This window comes from Mesorhizobium sp. WSM3866, from assembly GCF_002294795.1.
GTDB lineage: Bacteria > Pseudomonadota > Alphaproteobacteria > Rhizobiales > Rhizobiaceae > Mesorhizobium.
In genome coordinates this window covers 87,987-104,633 of record NZ_NSGC01000005.1, presented here as the reverse complement: position 1 = coordinate 104,633, position 16,647 = coordinate 87,987, and the positions used below count along the sequence as shown (strand labels likewise).

Genomic DNA, 16,647 nt, shown 5'->3' with positions numbered 1-16,647 from the left:
GGCGCGACCTATTCTTCGAAGCGGCTCGTCGCCTCGCGATCGCGCTCGTATCGCTTGCTGACTGGAAACGGCGGCAGCCACGACTCGCGACGGATGATCCAGCTTTCGTAGGTCGGGGCTAGCTGGTCTGGGGCGTCCAGGGTCCCGAGATGCACTTCGATCTCGTCCGCGGTGCGTGCGAAAACGGACGAACCGCAGCGCGGACAGAAAAACCGCCCGGCATACTCGCGCGTCTCACCGTCGATCGTAACCGCGTCCTGAGGGAATACCGCCGAGGCATAGAAAAGCGCGCCATGATGTTTGCGGCAATCGAGACAATGGCAGATGCAGACCCTGTATGGGCGGCCCGACGCCACAAGCCGGACATTGCGACACAGGCAGCCGCCGGTGAATTGGTCCATGTTGCGTCTCCTTCAAAGCCGTGCGGTGGAACGTTAGCAGCGAACTCGCCCAGGCGTCCAAGGCTGAGACGTCTCGCTTGCGTGGCTCTCAAAAGCCGGATTCCATAGAGATCGATTTGATCCGTGGCTTGCCGTCTTAGAAAAACCCATCGAGAAAAGCCGCCGTCCCATGCGAGAGGCTGACGATCTTGTTCGTCGGCTGGCGATAGAATTTGAAGTTGAGCTCGGTCTCGGGCCTGCCATCGCTCCAGTCCTTGAACCGCTTGAGCTCGTCCCGACCCAATCGCCGCGTTGCCAATGCGGTGCGGCGGATGGCAACACTGACGCGCGGCGTCTGCCGTTCGCGGTCGGATCTTTTGGGAATGGCCTCGGATGACGTGACAACGCCCCGTGCGACCAGCCCCTGTCCGGCTTCGTTTTCGCTGGCGAACACAAAGATCGTGTCGCCTTCGGCGATATGCTTGCCGCCATACATGGTTTTCTGCGCCGCGAATGAGAATGTCTCGGCCAGCGGATCCTTGACCTCGGCCTTGATCGCGAACGCCATGCCTTACGCATCCCGGCTGATGGTGATCCGGTAGGTCAGCCTGCGCTTGGCGCCTGGCGGGATCAGCATCACGCCCGGCTTGTCGGCGAATTCGCCGTCGAAATCGACCGGGCTTGCAACGCCATGCCAGGGCTCGATGCAGAGGAACGGCGCGCCGCCGGGCTTGGACCAGATGCCCAATTCGTTGAATCCCTGCCACGACATTTCGATCGCCGGCCCCCGCCCGGCGGCATAGCGCACGCTGGTGCTGGCGGGCCGGTCCAGAATGACGGCGTCGTCATCGAACAGCCGCTCGGAGAGGGCAAGCGTCTTGCCCTCGACGGGCGTTGGCTGCGGCGTCGGCAGCATCAGCCCGTCCTTCAGGCGTCGTATCGGCGCAGGTTCATCGTCGGCAAAGGTCAGCCGGTAGGCTTCCTTGGGCAATTCCGGCAGCAAAGGCCAGTTGAAGGCCGGATGGGCGCCGACCGAGGCCGGCAGCACCTCGTCGCCTGTGTTGGCGACCTCGAAGGTCACGCCAAGCTGGCGGGGGCCGAGGCTGTAGCTTATGGCCAGCCGAAAGGCGAATGGGTAGCGGGTGCGGGTCTCGGTGTCATCGGTCAGGACCAGCGTGCAGGAGGAAGGTCCCTGCTCCGCCCAGGCAAAGCGCCTGTCGCGGGCGAAGCCATGCTGCGTCATTGGATAGGCTTTGCCGCGATGGCGCAACTGGTCGCCTTTCAGCCGGCCGACTATCGGAAACAGCACCGGCGAATGACGCCGCCATTCAGGCCCCGCCTGCCACAGAAGTTCCGCGCCTTCGGCATCGCGCAAGGAGACCAGCTCCGCCCCCTGCCCGACAACCGTCGCCGAGATGCCGTCACCGTCAAGCGTCAGCTGGTCCATGCGTCCTCGCGACTGGCTGGTCGGGCCGGCAGGCTAGCAAAAGGCCTCGCCTGAACTCAAGGGCAGCAGGCAGTGCGGCATCCCCTCAAGCAGCCGCCGCAAACGACCGACAGCGTTGCCACGCCAGACACGATGCCAAAAGACAAACCGTGGCCAGCGGTTTACCCGTCGGCCACGGTTCGAAGCTGTTGCCTGCTACGGTCCGGACTATTCGCGTTCGCCGGTGAAATTCAGCAACAGCTGGAAGATGTTGATGAAGTTCAGATACAGCGAGAAGGCGCCGAAGACGGCGAGCTTCTGTTGCGATTCCGCGTCGAAATTCTCGGCATACTGCTCCTTGATCGTCTGCGTGTCCCAGGCGGTCAGGCCGATGAAGACCGCGATGCCGATCACGGAGATGGCGAACTGCAGCGCGGTCGAGCCGAGGAACAGGTTGACGAGGCTCGCGATCACCACGCCGATCAGGCCCATGATCAGGAAGGACGAGAACTGCGTCAGGTCGCGCCTGGTCGTGTAGCCGTAGAGGCTGGTGGCGCCGAACATGGTGGCGGCGATGAAGAAGGTGCGCGCGATGCTGGTGCCGGTGAACACCAGGAACACGGAAGCCAGCGACAGGCCCATGACCGCGCAGAAGGCCCAGAACATCGCCTGCGCGCTCGCCGCCGACATCGTCTGCATCTTGAAGGAGAAGAACATGACGAAGGCGAGCGGCGCCAGCATCACCACCCATTTCAGCGGCGTGGAGAAGATCGGGACGTAGAGCGCCGGCGTCGAGGCCACAACAAGGGCGACGAGGCCGGTGACGACGAGCCCGAGGCCCATATAGTTGTAGACGCGCAGCATGTGCCGGCGCAGGCCCTCGTCATAGAGGGCACCGGCCCGGACGCCGGTGCCCATTCGGTATCCAAGATTAGGGCTGTTCATTTCGTTTCTCCTTGGTTGGTCGGTTCGATTGGCTGCTTCAATAGAGAGTGCGGGCGAGCTTTTCGGCGGCCCGGTCGAGATCGCCGGCATCGCCTTGTCCGACGACGGCGTAAGCGACCTCGCCGATCTGGAAATAGGCGGACGAGATATCGCCCAAGGGCGCGACGGTGGGCTTCACGACGTCGAACGTGCCTGGCCTGATCGCAAACAGCGACACCAGCCCGAGGTCCTTCGTTTCGAGTGCCATCTCGACGCTCGGCCCGAACCGCGACGGATAGATCTGAACATCGCGGATCCGCCAGTCGTCGGGCAATGACGGCATGACGATCGCGGTCGCGGCGCGGATCTCGTCGGCATTGTAATTCGGCGCCTCGGCCTGGGACGGCATCGTCTCACGCACCAGCGTCGTCCGGTGCGCGCTCACCGCTTCCTCGACATAGGCGGGCGGCTGCGTCGAGGCGACCACCTTGCTGACGGCGATCGGCCCGAAGACGCCGTTCGCAAGCCACCCTGCCGCCACCAGCACAGCGGCGGCCGCGGCGCGCTGCAGCACGGAAAAGGCTCGGTCCCTGGCAAGCACCCTTTCCAGCCGACGCGCCGCGTCGGTCGTCGCCGGGCGCGCCATTGCGCCTGGCCCGGCCAGCGCCACGCGCAACTCGTCGCGCGTTCTGAGATCCGACATCACACGCGCGGCCACTTCGGGACGAGCGGACAGGAACGCCTCGACCTCGATGCGGCGGGCGACGTCGAGCTGATCATCGACATAGGCGTCGAGATCGGCATCGGTCACCGGATCGACGATGGCGGTCATGATTCACCTCCCACGAGCCTCAGGTGATTTTTGCCGCGCGCCGGAGCGCCCTCCTCCATCTCGCGCAGCGCCGCACGAGCGCGGCCGATGCGCGACATCAGGGTTCCGAGCGGGACGCCACTGACCTCGGCGGCCTCTGCGTAGCTCAACCCTTCGATGGCGACGAGATGCAGCGCGGCGCGCTGCTCTTCCGGCAGCGACAGGAAGGCTTCGCGCACCTGCGAAAGGCGCACCGAATGGTCCTGGGACGCCGGCATGTTTTGCTCGGCGAGACGGCCTGCCTGCTCGATGCGCGCTGTCTCGGACCGCCGCGAGCGCATGCGGTCGATGAAGATGTTGTGCAGGATCGCCAGCAGCCAGGCGCGCGGGTTGCCGCCCGAGCGAAAGGTGCCGCGCCGCTCATAGGCGCGCACCAGCGCGTCATGGACCAGATCCTCGGCATCGGCGCTGTCGCGCGTCAGCGAGCGCGCGTAGCGCCGCAGCGATCCCAACTGCCCGACGATATCGAAGCGTGCCATCGACCGTTTCATGCCCTGTTTACGGAGCATGTGGGGATTTTAATCCCTGGCTGCCGTTTCTTTTTGCGATTCCCGCGAGGAGTTGCGCCGGCCTCGGGTGAGCGAGCGCCCGAGCGGCATATGGAGGAAACCGCTGGCGAAGCGCGGCCGATTTGCGTATCACTCCGCCGCCACTGGAGCCCTATCGATGTTCGAGACCCTGCAGCCCGCGCCCGCCGACAAGATCCTTGCGTTGATCGGCCTTTACCACGCCGACACGCGCCCCGGCAAAGTCGACCTGGGCGTCGGCGTCTACAAGGATCGTAACGGCAGGACGCCGGTGATGCGGGCCGTGCGCGAGGCTGAGAAGCGGCTGCTCGCGGGCCAGGACACCAAGACCTATCTCGGCCTCGCCGGCGACATCGGCTTCAACGCCGCCATGATCAGGCTTGCCTTCGGCGATAACGCCGATCATTCGCGCATCCGCGCAGCGCAGGCGCCGGGCGGATCGGGCGCCCTCAGGCTGGTGGCCGAGCTTCTGCAGCGCACGCGGCCGGGCGCGACGGTGTGGCTCTCCGATCCGACCTGGCCGAACCACCTGCCGGTGATGCGCGCCGCCGGCCTACAGGTGCGCGACTATCCTTATTTCGACGCTGTTTCCGGCGCTGTCCGTTTCGACGACATGCTGGCGGCGCTCAAGACCGCCACTAGCGGGGATGTCGCGCTGCTGCATGGCTGCTGCCATAACCCGACCGGCGCCAATCTGGATGCTGCGCAATGGGCGAAGGTTGCCGACGTTCTGCTTGAGCGCGGCCTGCTGCCTTTCGTCGACATCGCCTATCAGGGCTTTGGCGAAGGGCTCGACGCCGATGCCGCCGGCCTGCGGCTGCTCGCCGGCAAGGTGCCCGAGATGGTCGTCGCCTCGAGCTGCTCGAAAAATTTCGCCGTCTATCGCGACCGCGTCGGTTCCGCCATGATCATGGCCAAGGACGGCGCACAGGCCGACGTGGCTATGAGCCAGATGCTGGCAGCGGCGCGAGCGCTCTATTCGATGCCGCCGGACCATGGCGCTGCGGCCGTACGCATGGTGCTGGAAGACGCCGATCTGAAGAAGGTCTGGGAGACGGAACTCGAGGAGATGCGGCTGCGCATGCTCAGGCTGCGTGTCGCCTTCGCCGAGGCGTTGCGCCGGCAATCCAACTCCGATCGCTTCGATTTCGTCGCCAGCCATCGCGGCATGTTCTCCCGCCTGGGGCTCACCGAAGCGCAGGTTGAGCGTCTGCGCACCGAGCACGCCGTCTATATGGTGGGTGACAGCCGCATCAATGTGGCAGGTCTGCCTGAGGACGGCATGGACGAGCTCGCCAAGGCGATCGTTTCGGTGCTCGACTGAGTGCCGGCGCAACTGTGGACAATCGGCTTTTGCCAGCCGGCGGGATTGGTCGCCCGCCGCGGCGCGCGCTAGGGTTTGTTGCATGAAACCCTCCAAAGACATCTCCCGTCTGATCGAGATCATGGCGGCACTCAGAGCGCCGAAGACCGGCTGCCCCTGGGACATCGAGCAGAACTTTTCCACCATCGCCCCCTACACGATCGAGGAAGCCTATGAAGTGGCGGATGCGATCGCGCGCGGCGACTTCGACGATCTGCGAGAGGAACTGGGCGACCTTCTGCTGCAGGTCGTCTACCACGCGCAGATGGCGCAGGAGATTGGCGAGTTCGCGTTCGGCGACGTTGTCGAGGCGATCACCACCAAGATGATCCGCCGTCACCCGCATGTCTTCGGCGACGAGAAGGCGCGCAGCGCCGGCATGGCCAAGGGCATGTGGGAGAAGATCAAGGCGGTGGAGAAGGCCGACAAGCGCAACGCCCGCATCGCGCGCGGCCTCGACCCGGAAGATCACGGCAAGGGCTATCTCGATAGCGTGCCGGTTGCGCTCCCTGCGCTGACCCGCGCGTTGAAGCTGCAGGAGAAGGCTGCGCGCGTCGGCTTCGACTGGAGCGAGGCAGCACCCATCCTCGACAAGATAGAGGAAGAGATCGGCGAGCTGCGCGAGGCGCTGGTCACGGGCGACGCGGCACCCATCAAGGATGAGTTCGGCGACATGCTGTTTGCCGTCGTCAATCTCGGCCGCCATTTGAGACTTGATGCCGAAGCCGCGCTGAGCGGCACCAACGAGAAGTTCCGCTCGCGCTTCCATTATGTCGAGCGGGAGTTGGAGGCTTCCGGGAGGTCATTGGAACAGGCGACTTTGGACGAGATGGAAACCCTCTGGCAGCGGGCCAAAAACGCAAGATAAGCAGCGGCCTAGCCGTGGTTCCTGCGGTTCAGCCGGGTCTCGATCTCCTGGCGGGCGCTGTGCGTGGCCGTCAGTGAGATGGTGACGCTGCCGTCCTCATTGTCGCTCCGCGAGACGACATCGCCATTGCGATAGAGCCAGTCGACCTGGCCGAGCTCAGCGGGGCTCAACGTCACCGTCATCGTTTCCAACTCGCCCGACACTCTGGCCTCGATGAGCGCCTTGAGCGCATCGATCCCCTCGCCGGTCGCTGCCGATATCGCGATCGGGGGCGCCTTGCCACCGGCGCTCTCGGCAAGCAGGCGCTCGCGATTGCCTTCGTCGAGCAGGTCGATCTTGTTCCATACCTCGATCACGCGGCTGGTGTCCGCGGCATCGACGCCGAGATCGCCAAGGATGCGCTCGACATCCTCGGCCTGCGCTGCAGTGTCCGGATCAGAGATATCGCGCAGATGCAGCACGAGATCGGCCTCGACGACCTCTTCCAGCGTCGCCCGGAAGGCCGCGACCAGATGAGTCGGCAAGTCCGAGATGAAGCCGACCGTGTCCGACAGGATGATCGGCGTGCCGTGCGGCAGGCGCACGCGGCGCAGCGTCGGATCGAGCGTGGCGAACAGCATGTCCTCCGCCAGCACCCCTGCCCCGGTCAGCCGGTTGAACAGCGTCGACTTTCCGGCATTGGTGTAGCCGACGATCGCAACTACCGGAAATGGCACCTTCTTGCGTTTTGCGCGGTGCAGGTCGCGGGTGCGGCGAACCGTTTCCAGCTCATGTTTGAGCTTGGTGATCTTGTCCTGCAGGATCCGCCGGTCGGATTCGATCTGCGTTTCGCCGGGACCGCCCAGGAAACCCGCGCCGCCGCGCTGCCGTTCGAGGTGGGTCCAACTGCGCACCAGCCGACCCTTCTGATAGTTGAGATGCGCCAGCTCGACCTGCAGGGTGCCTTCCTTGGTCCTGGCGCGCTCGCCGAAGATCTCGAGGATAAGCCCGGTGCGGTCGAGCACCTTGGCGTTCAGTTCCTTCTCGAGATTGCGCTGCTGCACCGGCGTGAGCGGATGGTCGACGATGACCAATTCCGCCTTGCGTTCCTTCACGATGTCGGCGAATTCGGCCACCTTGCCGCTGCCGAGCAGCGTTGCCGGGCGGGGATCGGTGACTGTCACCACCGCGGTGTGGACCGGGTCCAGGTCGATGGCGCTGGCAAGCCCGACCGCCTCGTCGTGGCGGGCATCCGCCGAGCGGCTCAGGCGCGGGCGGCTCGAATCGTCATCGCCCCGCGGCTGGCGCGCAAGCACCGGCACAATGACAACGGCCCGGGTCGGATCCTTGGCTTCCGGCCCAAGTTGATGTCCTTGTTTCCCGCGAACTCTGCGGTCCGCGTCCTGCTCACGTGCCAATCAGGCGCCCTGGCCTTCCTCGCCATCAAACATCTGAACCGGCTGGCTCGGCATGATCGTGGAAATGGCGTGCTTGTAGACGAGCTGGGAATGCCCGTCGCGCCGCAACAACACACAGAAATTGTCGAACGAAGTGACCACGCCGGTCAGCTTCACACCGTTGATGAGAAAGATGGTAAGTGGATTTTTGCTCTTGCGAACTGAATTCAGGAACAGGTCCTGAAGGTTTTGCGATCGTTCCGCCATTGTTTTTGTCTTTCGCCGATCCCCTTCGGTCTGCAGGCCAATGCGCCAAATTACGCGGCGCCTGTCAAGCGCGCAAACCCCCTCTTGCCGCCTAAACGACAAGCAGAACGAGATAGTTGAGGTTCATTCCACCTTTGCGGTTATCAGGCTGGACTTTTTTCCGCAATGTCAAAAAATGCCTGCCGCAACGAAAGTGTCATGGAGCCGGGGTGGCCGTTTGCGATCGGCGCGCCGTCGATTTCGACTACCGGCATAGCGATCGTGGTCGCGGAACTGATGAAAGCCTCGCGCGCTGCCTTGGCTTCGGCGATCGAAAACCCACGCTCCTCGATCTTCAGACCGAGCTTTTCGGCGACGTCGAACAGTGTCGTGCGGGTGATGCCGCGCAGGATGCCGTGTTCGGCCGGCCGCGTCACCAGGACGCCGTCGCGGGTGACGATCCAGGCATTGGACGAGCCGCCCTCCTTGACCGTGCCGTCGGAGTCGACGAACCAGGCCTCCTGGGCGCCGGCTTCCTTGGCCTTCTGCTTGGCGAGCACATTGGCAAGCAGGCCGGTGCTCTTGATGTCGACGCGGTCCCAGCGATTCTCCGGGACGGTGATGACCTTAATGCCGGTCTCAACCCGCTTGGCGGCAGCAGAGGGGTCGGCCTTCCGGGCGGTTATAACCAAGGACGGACGGGTGCCGGCTGCCGGAAAGACGAATTCACGGCTGGCGACGCCGCGCGTCACCTGGAGATAGACGAGGCCGTTGACGACGTTGTTGCGGCGCACCACCTCGCGCAGCAGCATCGGCAGGACGCCTTCCGAGACGGGCCATACGATCGACAATTCCTTGAGCGAGCGCTTGAGCCGGGCCAGATGGCGCGGCATGTCGACGATAAAGCCGCGCGCCACCTCGCAGACCTCATAGACGCCGTCAGCGAACTGATAGCCGCGATCCTCGATATGGACGCGGGCGTCGGCATGGGCGACGTAGCGCCCGTTGACATAGGCAATGCGCGGCATGGACTACCTCAGGAAAATGTCCGGCTCTCTTAAGCGATTCCGCCGCTGCCGTAATGCCCAATCGCGTAGGCCAGCCGGCTTTAAGTAATTCCAGACGGAAGGGTACGGCGAAGCCGCCGAGCCCAACCGGCGCTGCCCACTTTTCCTGGATTGCCTTTACACGCCCAGCGACTTCAGCTTGCGGTGCAAGGCTGATCGCTCCATGCCGATGAACTCGGCCGTCTTCGAGATGTTGCCGCCGAAGCGGTTGATCTGTGCGATCAGATAGTCCTTCTCGAATTGCTCGCGCGCCTCGCGCAGCGGCAGCGCCATGATGTGCTGGTCCGACTGGTTGGGGGTGCGCGGCATGACGTCGCCGATCTCGGAGGGCAGAAGGTCAGCGGTGATCGGCGCGTCGACGTCGCCGCCTCGCGCCAGGATCATCAGCCGCTCGACATTGTTGCGCAGCTGGCGCACGTTCCCCGGCCAGTTGTGTGCCTGCAGCACGGCCAGCGCGTCGTCACCGATGCGGCGCGGCTTGATACCGGCCTGACGCGCGATCTGCTTCATGAAATTGTCGACGAGATACGGAATATCCTCTCGCCGTTCGGCGAGACCCGGCACAGTGACGGGGACCACCGCCAAGCGATGATAAAGGTCCTCGCGGAAGCGGCCATCGGCAATCATGGCCTCCAGGTTTTGCGCTGTGGAGGAGATGATGCGGACGTCGACCTTGACCCGCTTTGTGCCCCCTACCCGCTCGAACTGCTGCTCGACCAGCACGCGCAGAATCTTGTTCTGCGTCTCGCGCGGCATGTCGGCGACCTCGTCGATGTAGAGGATGCCGCGATGCGCCTCCTCCAGCGCGCCGACCTTGCGTTCGGTGCCGTTCGATTCGGTGCCGAACAGCTCGATCTCCATGCGTTCCGGCGTGATGGTGGCGGCGCTCAGCGTCACGAACGGCCCGTTCTTGCGCGCCGACAGCGCGTGGATGGCGCGGGCTGTCAGTTCCTTGCCGGAACCGGAAGGACCGATGATCATGATGCGGCTGTTGGTGGGCGCGACACGCTCGATGGTCTGCCGCAGTTGGCTCATCGCTGACGACATGCCGATCAGGTCGAAGGTCTCGCCGCTGCGCAGCTTGAGGTCGGACACCTCGCGCCGCAGTTTCGAAGTTTCCAGCGCGCGTTCGGCGATCAGGATGAGACGGTCGGCCTTGAACGGCTTCTCGATGAAATCATAGGCGCCACGCCGGATGGCCGACACCGCCGTTTCGATGTTGCCGTGGCCGGAGATCATCACCACCGGCATGTTCGGATGCATCGTCTTGATCTCGTCGAGCAGCGCCAGGCCGTCGAGCCGCGAGCCCTGCAGCCAGATGTCTAGGAAAATCAGCCGTGGCGCGCGATCGGCAATCGCCGCCAGCGCGCTGTCGGCATCGTGTGCCGTGCGGGTTTCGTGACCTTCGTCGCTCAGGATACCGGCGACCAGTTCGCGGATGTCTTCCTCGTCATCGACGATGAGAATGTCAGACGCCATTACCGACCTTTTCAGTTTCTCGTTCGTGTTCGTCGCGGCCTTCGCCGCGTGGGGGCGCGGCGACGACCGCCGCCGGCGGCAGGATGATCGAGATCATCGCGCCCCGGCCGCCGTGGAAATCGGGCGGCGCGTCGTGCAATTCGAGCCGGCCGCCATGGTCCTCCACGATCTTCTTGACGATAGCGAGGCCAAGGCCGGTGCCTTTTTCGCGCGTCGTCATGTAGGGCTCGAGCAGTCTCTGCCGATTCTCGCGCGGCAGCCCTTTGCCGTTGTCGATAACATCGATTCTTATGGCGCCATCTTGGCGCCCGGCTTGAATCCGGATTGTGCCGTCGGAACGGTCTTGCGCATCAAGTCCGTCGATGGCCTCCGCGGCGTTTTTGATGACGTTGCCGAAGGCCTGCGCCATCAGGCGGCTGTCGAACGTTCCCTTGAGCGGCTCGTTGCCGAAATCACGCTGGAAAGCAATGTCGGAGCGGCTGACTTCCACCAGGAACGAAGCTTCGCGCAGCGACTCGCGCAGGTCTATCACCTTCATCTCCGGCTTCGGCATGCGGGCGAAGGCCGAGAATTCGTCGACCATGCGGCCGATGTCCTCAACCTGACGGATGATGGTGTCGGTGCACTGATCGAAGACTTCACGGTCCTCGGTGATGACCTTGCCGTAACGGCGCCTGATGCGCTCGGCCGAGAGCTGGATGGGCGTCAGTGGATTCTTGATCTCATGGGCAATGCGCCGCGCCACATCGGCCCAGGCCGAGGACCGCTGCGCCTGCACGAGATCGGTAATGTCGTCGATGGTGACGACATAGGATTTTTCCTCCGAGCCGTCGTCTCCGGCCTCGACGGTGACCTGGACATTGAAAGTCCGTTCCATGCCGGCGCGGAAGAAGGTCACCTGCTCGCGATAGACCGGCTTGCCGGATTGGCGCCCGATCTCGAAGACGCGACCGACATGAGGCAGGATGGCGGACAGGTTCTGTCCGAGCGCGGCACTCGCCGAGATCGCCAGCATCGTTTCGGCCGAGCGATTGGCGATGGTAATGACGCCGTACGGATCGACGCCGATGACCCCTGCGGTCACGCCAGCCAGCACCGCCTCCGAGAACCGCCGCCGCTCGTCGATCAGGTCTTTGGCCGACAGCAGCTCGTTGCGCTGCGATTTGAGCTCGAGGATCATGTTGTTGAAGGTCTCGCCGAGCGAAGCGACGTCGCCGTCCGATTGACGCACGGGGACGGCGACGTCGAGATTGCCCGTCGCCACCTCGTCGGCCGCGCCGATCAGCTGGCGGATCGGCCGGACAATTCGATCCGCCACGGCGATGCCGGTCCAGATCGCCGACAGGATGACGATCAGGGTCAGCGACAGATAGGGCAGCGCGAACGCGACTTGCGAAGTGCGACGGTTCTCTTCCAGTCCGCGATACTCGTCGGTGTTCGACCGAACGATCTGCCGCGCCTTGATAACGTCCGGGTCGACGAGCCGGATCGTGTAGAGATAAAGACCTTCGATCTCGCGCAACTTGACAATGGCGCCCATGATGTTGCGGGTGCGCGGCTCGATCAGCACCGGCTTGCCGTCGGCGGCCGTGTTGACCGCGCCAGGGGGCGGCTCCGGCATGGCGAAGTCGGCGTCGGTTTTGGCGCTCATGACGAAGGAGCCGTCAGGCTTGATCAGCGCCGCATGCGCCAGTCCGCGGCCGACGGCCTCCTTGTTCATGAGGTCGAGGAAGCCGGTGCGGTCGAGCCCGTAGAGCGTGCGCGAGGCATCGAGGTCGTAGGCCATCGACAGGGTCGTGCCCTGCAGGTTGCGGGCATTTTCCTGGACATAGGCATCGGCGATCGACAGCGACGAATTGACGATCGTTTTGGTGCGGATCTCGAACCAGCGGTCGAGGCCGATATCGAGCGTGATCGAGGCGATGATCGCGACCATGATCGCCGGGATCGCGGCGACCAGCGCGAACATGGCGACGATGCGCACATGCAGCCGCGATGCTGCACGACCGTTCCTGCGGGCCATGACGATGCGGCGGATCTCGCGGCTGATCAGAGCGATCAGGAAGAGGACGAAGACGGCGTTGAGCGCGATCAACGCCCAGGTGGCGTTTGCATTCGGCGCGATCGGGGTCGCACCGACAAGGATTGCAAACGAGATCGCTGCGGTGATCATGGCGCCGACGATCGCGACCACGCCGGGCAACGCCAGCAGCCGGCGGCCGTCGCGAACGCCGGCCCGGCTGAAAAGCGGTTGGTTCAGTGTCGGAGCCTCAGCAGCCATATCGCCGTCTAGAGTCGGTCATTGCGTCGGATGTATGCAACGCATTGTGGCGATTATGCAACAAGTGTGGCCGGGACGGAAATCTTTCCCCGACTTAATCCCCAAAAGTGAAGGCAAAGTCAGGGCTGCCTGGCGGCCTTGTAGACGTTGACGCCAAGCTCGCGGATCTTCTTGCGCAGCGTGTTGCGGTTGAGGCCCAGAAGCTCGGCCGCCTTGATCTGGTTGCCGCGCGTCGCGGTCATCGAAGCCAGCACCAGCGGATATTCGACCTCGGCGAGGATGCGTTGGTAGAGCCCGGAGGGCGGCAGGTCGCCGGCGAAGGACGCGAAATAGCGCTGCAGGAAATGCTCGACCGCCTGGCCGATCGACAGGTCGTCGGGGATCAGCGCGCCGCCGTCCGGCACGACAGATCGCTCGCCGGTCTTCAGTTCGGCCTCGATGATCTCGGCCGAAATCTCGTCCTGCGAATAGAGCGCGGCGAGCCTGCGCACCAGATTTTCCAGCTCGCGCACATTGCCGGGCCAGGGATAGCGCTTCATCAGCTCGATGCCACCGGCGGAAATGCGCTTGGTCTGCAGGCCTTCGCTGGCGCCCTGCTTGAAGAAATGCCGGACAAGGTCAGGCACGTCTTCAGAACGCTCTCGCAACGCCGGAAGTCGCAGCGGCACGACGTTCAGGCGGTAGAACAGGTCCTCGCGGAACAGGCCCTGGTTGATCAAGGTCCGCAAATCCTTGTTGGTGGCGGCGACGATGCGCACGTCGGTCTTGATCGGCGTGCGGCCGCCGACGGTCGTGTATTCGCCCTGCTGTAGCACGCGCAGCAGGCGCGTCTGCGCCTCCATCGGCATGTCGCCGATCTCGTCGAGGAACAGCGTGCCGCCTTCGGCCTGCTCGAAGCGGCCGGTGGAGCGGTTCTGCGCGCCGGTGAAGGCGCCCTTCTCATGGCCGAACAGTTCCGATTCGATCAGGTCGCGCGGGATCGCGGCCATGTTGATGGCCACGAAAGGCCCGCCGCGGCGGCGGCCGTATTCGTGCAGCGCGCGCGCTACCAGCTCCTTGCCGGTGCCGGATTCGCCGCTGATCATCACCGTCAGGTCGGTCTGCATCATGCGGGCCAGCATGCGGTAGATGTCCTGCATGGCGGCCGAGCGGCCGACCAGCGGCATCGTCTCCGGCTGATCGTCGGCGCGGGAATCCAGCTTCGGCCGCTTCGGCTCGGCAAGCGCGCGGTTGACGATGTTGAGCAGCTCGGTCAGATCGAAGGGCTTCGGCAGATACTCGTAGGCGCCGGTCTCGGAGGCGCGGATGGCAGTCATGAAAGTGTTCTGCGCGCTCATGACGATGACCGGCAGCTCGGGTCGCGCCTTCTTGATGCGCGGCAGCATGTCGAAGGCGTTCTCGTCCGGCATCACCACATCGGTGATGACGAGGTCGCCCTCGCCGGCAGCCACCCAGCGCCACAGCGTCGAGGCGTTCGAAGTCACGCGCACTTCATGGCCGACGCGCGACAGCGCCTGGTTGAGCACGGTTCGGATCGCCGCATCGTCGTCGGCGACGAGGATATTGCCGCGAACGGTCATTTGCGGTCTCCTTCAGCTTCGTCGCCGGCGTTGGGCAAAGTGTCCTTCCAGGCCGGCATCAAGACGCGGAAAGTGGTTCCACGCTGCGTCGAATCGCATTCGATGATGCCGCCGTGCTCGCCGACAATCTTGGCGACCAGTGCCAGCCCGAGGCCCGAGCCGTTCGGTTTGGTGGTGATGAACGGATCGAAGAGGATCGGCAGGATGTCCTCGGAAACACCGGGGCCGTTGTCGTGCACGCAGAATTCCAGCGGCAGCGAGACGCGGTCTTGCGTTCCCGGCACGGAAACGCGGATGCCGGGCCGGAAAGCCGTCGACAGCACGATCTCTCCCTGCGGGTCGGCGCCGATCGCCTCCGCGGCGTTCTTGACCAGGTTGAGGAACACCTGGATCAGCTGGTCACGGTTCGCATAGACTGGAGGAAGCGATGGATCATATTCCTCCAAGATCTTGATTTTTTTTGCAAAGCCGTTCTTGGCGATCGCTTTCACATGATCCAGAACGACATGGATGTTGACGGGAAAGCGCTCGATCGGCCGCTCGTCGGAAAACACTTCCATGCGGTCGACCAGCGACACGATGCGGTCGGTCTCGTCGGTTATCAACCGGGTGAGGGCACGGTCCTCGTCGGAGGCCGAGAGCTCGAGCAGTTGCGCCGCGCCGCGGATGCCGGAGAGCGGGTTCTTTATCTCATGCGCCAGCATGGCCGCCAGGCCGGTGACAGAACGGGCGGCACCCCGATGTGTCATCTGCCGGTCGATCTTGTCGGCCATCGACCGTTCCTGGAACATCACCACGACCGAGCCGGGAAACTCCGGCACCGGGGCGACGTAGAGGTCGACCATCTTCTCGATGCCGAGGCGCGGCGAAGAGACGTCGACGCGGTATTCGTTGACCGGCGCGCGGCGCTCGCGCACCTGGTCGACCAAGGTGAGCAGCGGACTGCCGAACGGGACCAGCTTGGACAACGTGTTGCGCGCCAGCATGGTCGCGCTGGAGCGGAAGAAATCCTCTGCATCCGCGTTGGCGAAGGTGATGAAGCCGTCGGCATCGACCATGATCACCGGGCGGCGAATGGTGTTCAGCACGATATTGGCGGCATCCGCGGTGTCGGCCGGCTGTGGGAGGTTCGTATTCATGCCGCGCTCCGCAATTCTGGCGATGCCGCGCTTTCGGTAAAGGCTTGGCGCAGCCCGGCGATCACTTCAGCCGGCTCGAAGGAAGTGAGGATGTGCTTGCGCCGTTCCGCCGAAGCACGAGTCGCGAGCCTGTCCAGATACCAGCCGAGATGCTTGCGCGCCTGGCGGAGCCCGCTTTCGACGCCGTAGAGCGAGAGCATGTCCTCGTAATGCGCAACCACGTAGTCAGCAAGCCTCTTGGGCGTTTCGGGAATATCGGTTGCAGACATGCCAGCGGCGGCTGCCGCGATGCTGCCGGCGGTCCACGGCGCGCCGTAATGGGCACGGCCGATCATCACCGCGTCGGCGCCTGATTGCTCTAGGATCGTCGCAGCCGCTTCCGGCGAGCCGACATCGCCATTGGCCACCACCGGGATCGAGACCGCTTCCTTGACGCGCGCAATGGCACGCCAATCGGCCTTACCCTGATAGAACTGGCAGCGCGTGCGGCCGTGGACGGTCACCATGCGCACGCCGGCCAGCTCGGCGCGGCGCGCCAATGTCGGCGCGTTGAGCGCGCTTTCGTCCCAGCCGAGCCGCATCTTGACCGTCACCGGCACCGAGACCGCACCGACCACCGCCTCGATCAGCGAGAGCGCGTGATCGAGATCGCGCATCAGCGCCGAGCCGGCATAGCCGCCCGTCACCTTCTTTGCCGGGCAGCCCATGTTGATGTCGATGATGTCGGCGCCCTCGCCCGCCGCGATTCGCGCGCCCTCGGCCATGTGCGCTGCCTCGCGGCCAGCAAGCTGCACCATATGGACGGGCAGCCCGGAATGGCGGATGCGCAGATCGCAGCCGGCCCTGCCCTTGGCCAGTTCGCCGCTCGCCACCATTTCCGACACGACCAGCCCGGCACCATGCGCATGCGCACGCTGACGGAACGGCTCGTCGGTTATGCCGGACATCGGCGCCAGGAACACGCGGTTGCGTATCCTTACGCCGCCGACGTCGAGCGGCGAAGCCAATGTGGTCAATTCAGGCATGCACAAAAACCAAGCATGTTCGATTGCTGCACATTGTGTAGCCAGATGCACGCCATTGTGCAACGCGCAATGACGTCACATTAAGGCGCATTTTG

The 16,647-nt window shown here is 64.3% G+C and carries 16 protein-coding genes; 2 read left to right on the top strand and 14 right to left on the bottom strand.

Going from position 1 to position 16,647, the window contains the following annotated elements; genetic code table 11:
- Nucleotides 1-8: 8 nt before the first annotated feature.
- The 6 genes from CK222_RS13580 to CK222_RS13555 form a co-directional block, all read right to left on the bottom strand.
- The gene (locus CK222_RS13580; protein ID WP_067321329.1) at nt 9-401 is read right to left on the bottom strand and encodes a GFA family protein; all 393 of its coding nucleotides are present in this window, start codon (nt 399-401) and stop codon (nt 9-11) included.
- Between the two features lie 136 nt (nt 402-537).
- Nucleotides 538-948: a hypothetical protein gene (locus CK222_RS13575; protein WP_095800709.1), complete on the bottom strand. Its 411-nt coding sequence runs from the start codon at nt 946-948 to the stop codon at nt 538-540.
- Nucleotides 949-951: 3 nt separating this feature from the next.
- Nucleotides 952-1,827: an aldose 1-epimerase family protein gene (locus CK222_RS13570; RefSeq protein ID WP_095800708.1), complete on the bottom strand. Its 876-nt coding sequence runs from the start codon at nt 1,825-1,827 to the stop codon at nt 952-954.
- Nucleotides 1,828-2,034: 207 nt separating this feature from the next.
- The gene (locus CK222_RS13565; RefSeq protein ID WP_095800707.1) at nt 2,035-2,751 is read right to left on the bottom strand and encodes a Bax inhibitor-1/YccA family protein; all 717 of its coding nucleotides are present in this window, start codon (nt 2,749-2,751) and stop codon (nt 2,035-2,037) included.
- 37 nt (nt 2,752-2,788) lie between these two features.
- Nucleotides 2,789-3,562 carry an anti-sigma factor gene (locus CK222_RS13560; RefSeq protein WP_067321338.1) on the bottom strand — a complete coding sequence of 258 codons (774 nt, stop codon included), beginning with the start codon at nt 3,560-3,562 and terminating at the stop codon, nt 2,789-2,791.
- Entirely contained in the window at nt 3,559-4,080 is a 522-nt protein-coding gene (locus CK222_RS13555) for a sigma-70 family RNA polymerase sigma factor (RefSeq protein WP_245433029.1), read from the bottom strand. The genes CK222_RS13560 and CK222_RS13555 overlap by 4 nt, the downstream gene beginning before the upstream one ends.
- A 187-nt stretch (nt 4,081-4,267) precedes the next feature.
- On the opposite strand from CK222_RS13555, the gene CK222_RS13550 reads away from it, so the two are divergent.
- Complete coding sequence (locus tag CK222_RS13550) at nt 4,268-5,452, top strand: amino acid aminotransferase (protein ID WP_095800705.1); 1,185 nt, start codon at nt 4,268-4,270, stop codon at nt 5,450-5,452.
- A gap of 82 nt (nt 5,453-5,534) precedes the next feature.
- Nucleotides 5,535-6,359, top strand: a complete 825-nt coding sequence (gene mazG / locus CK222_RS13545) for a nucleoside triphosphate pyrophosphohydrolase (RefSeq protein ID WP_095800704.1) — start codon at nt 5,535-5,537, stop codon at nt 6,357-6,359.
- A gap of 8 nt (nt 6,360-6,367) precedes the next feature.
- Here the strand turns inward: mazG and hflX are convergent, their stop codons facing one another.
- From hflX to dusB, 8 genes are all read right to left on the bottom strand, one after another.
- Nucleotides 6,368-7,756, bottom strand: a complete 1,389-nt coding sequence (gene hflX / locus CK222_RS13540; protein ID WP_067321349.1) for a GTPase HflX — start codon at nt 7,754-7,756, stop codon at nt 6,368-6,370.
- Complete coding sequence (gene hfq / locus CK222_RS13535) at nt 7,757-8,002, bottom strand: RNA chaperone Hfq (protein ID WP_066989720.1); 246 nt, start codon at nt 8,000-8,002, stop codon at nt 7,757-7,759.
- A 143-nt stretch (nt 8,003-8,145) separates the two neighbouring features.
- Nucleotides 8,146-9,009, bottom strand: coding sequence for a D-amino-acid transaminase (locus CK222_RS13530; protein WP_095800703.1), 864 nt, complete (start codon nt 9,007-9,009; stop codon nt 8,146-8,148).
- A gap of 156 nt (nt 9,010-9,165) precedes the next feature.
- The gene (locus tag CK222_RS13525; protein ID WP_066989715.1) at nt 9,166-10,527 is read right to left on the bottom strand and encodes a sigma-54 dependent transcriptional regulator; all 1,362 of its coding nucleotides are present in this window, start codon (nt 10,525-10,527) and stop codon (nt 9,166-9,168) included.
- Nucleotides 10,517-12,808 carry a PAS domain-containing sensor histidine kinase gene (locus CK222_RS13520; RefSeq protein WP_095800702.1) on the bottom strand — a complete coding sequence of 764 codons (2,292 nt, stop codon included), beginning with the start codon at nt 12,806-12,808 and terminating at the stop codon, nt 10,517-10,519. The genes CK222_RS13525 and CK222_RS13520 overlap by 11 nt, the downstream gene beginning before the upstream one ends.
- A gap of 119 nt (nt 12,809-12,927) precedes the next feature.
- Complete coding sequence (ntrC, locus tag CK222_RS13515; RefSeq protein WP_066989709.1) at nt 12,928-14,388, bottom strand: nitrogen regulation protein NR(I); 1,461 nt, start codon at nt 14,386-14,388, stop codon at nt 12,928-12,930.
- The gene (locus CK222_RS13510) at nt 14,385-15,527 is read right to left on the bottom strand and encodes a nitrogen regulation protein NR(II) (RefSeq protein WP_066989706.1); all 1,143 of its coding nucleotides are present in this window, start codon (nt 15,525-15,527) and stop codon (nt 14,385-14,387) included. Before CK222_RS13510 ends, ntrC begins: the two co-directional genes overlap by 4 nt.
- Nucleotides 15,524-16,552, bottom strand: a complete 1,029-nt coding sequence (gene dusB, locus CK222_RS13505) for a tRNA dihydrouridine synthase DusB (protein ID WP_095800701.1) — start codon at nt 16,550-16,552, stop codon at nt 15,524-15,526. The genes CK222_RS13510 and dusB overlap by 4 nt, the downstream gene beginning before the upstream one ends.
- Nucleotides 16,553-16,647 lie beyond the last annotated feature (95 nt).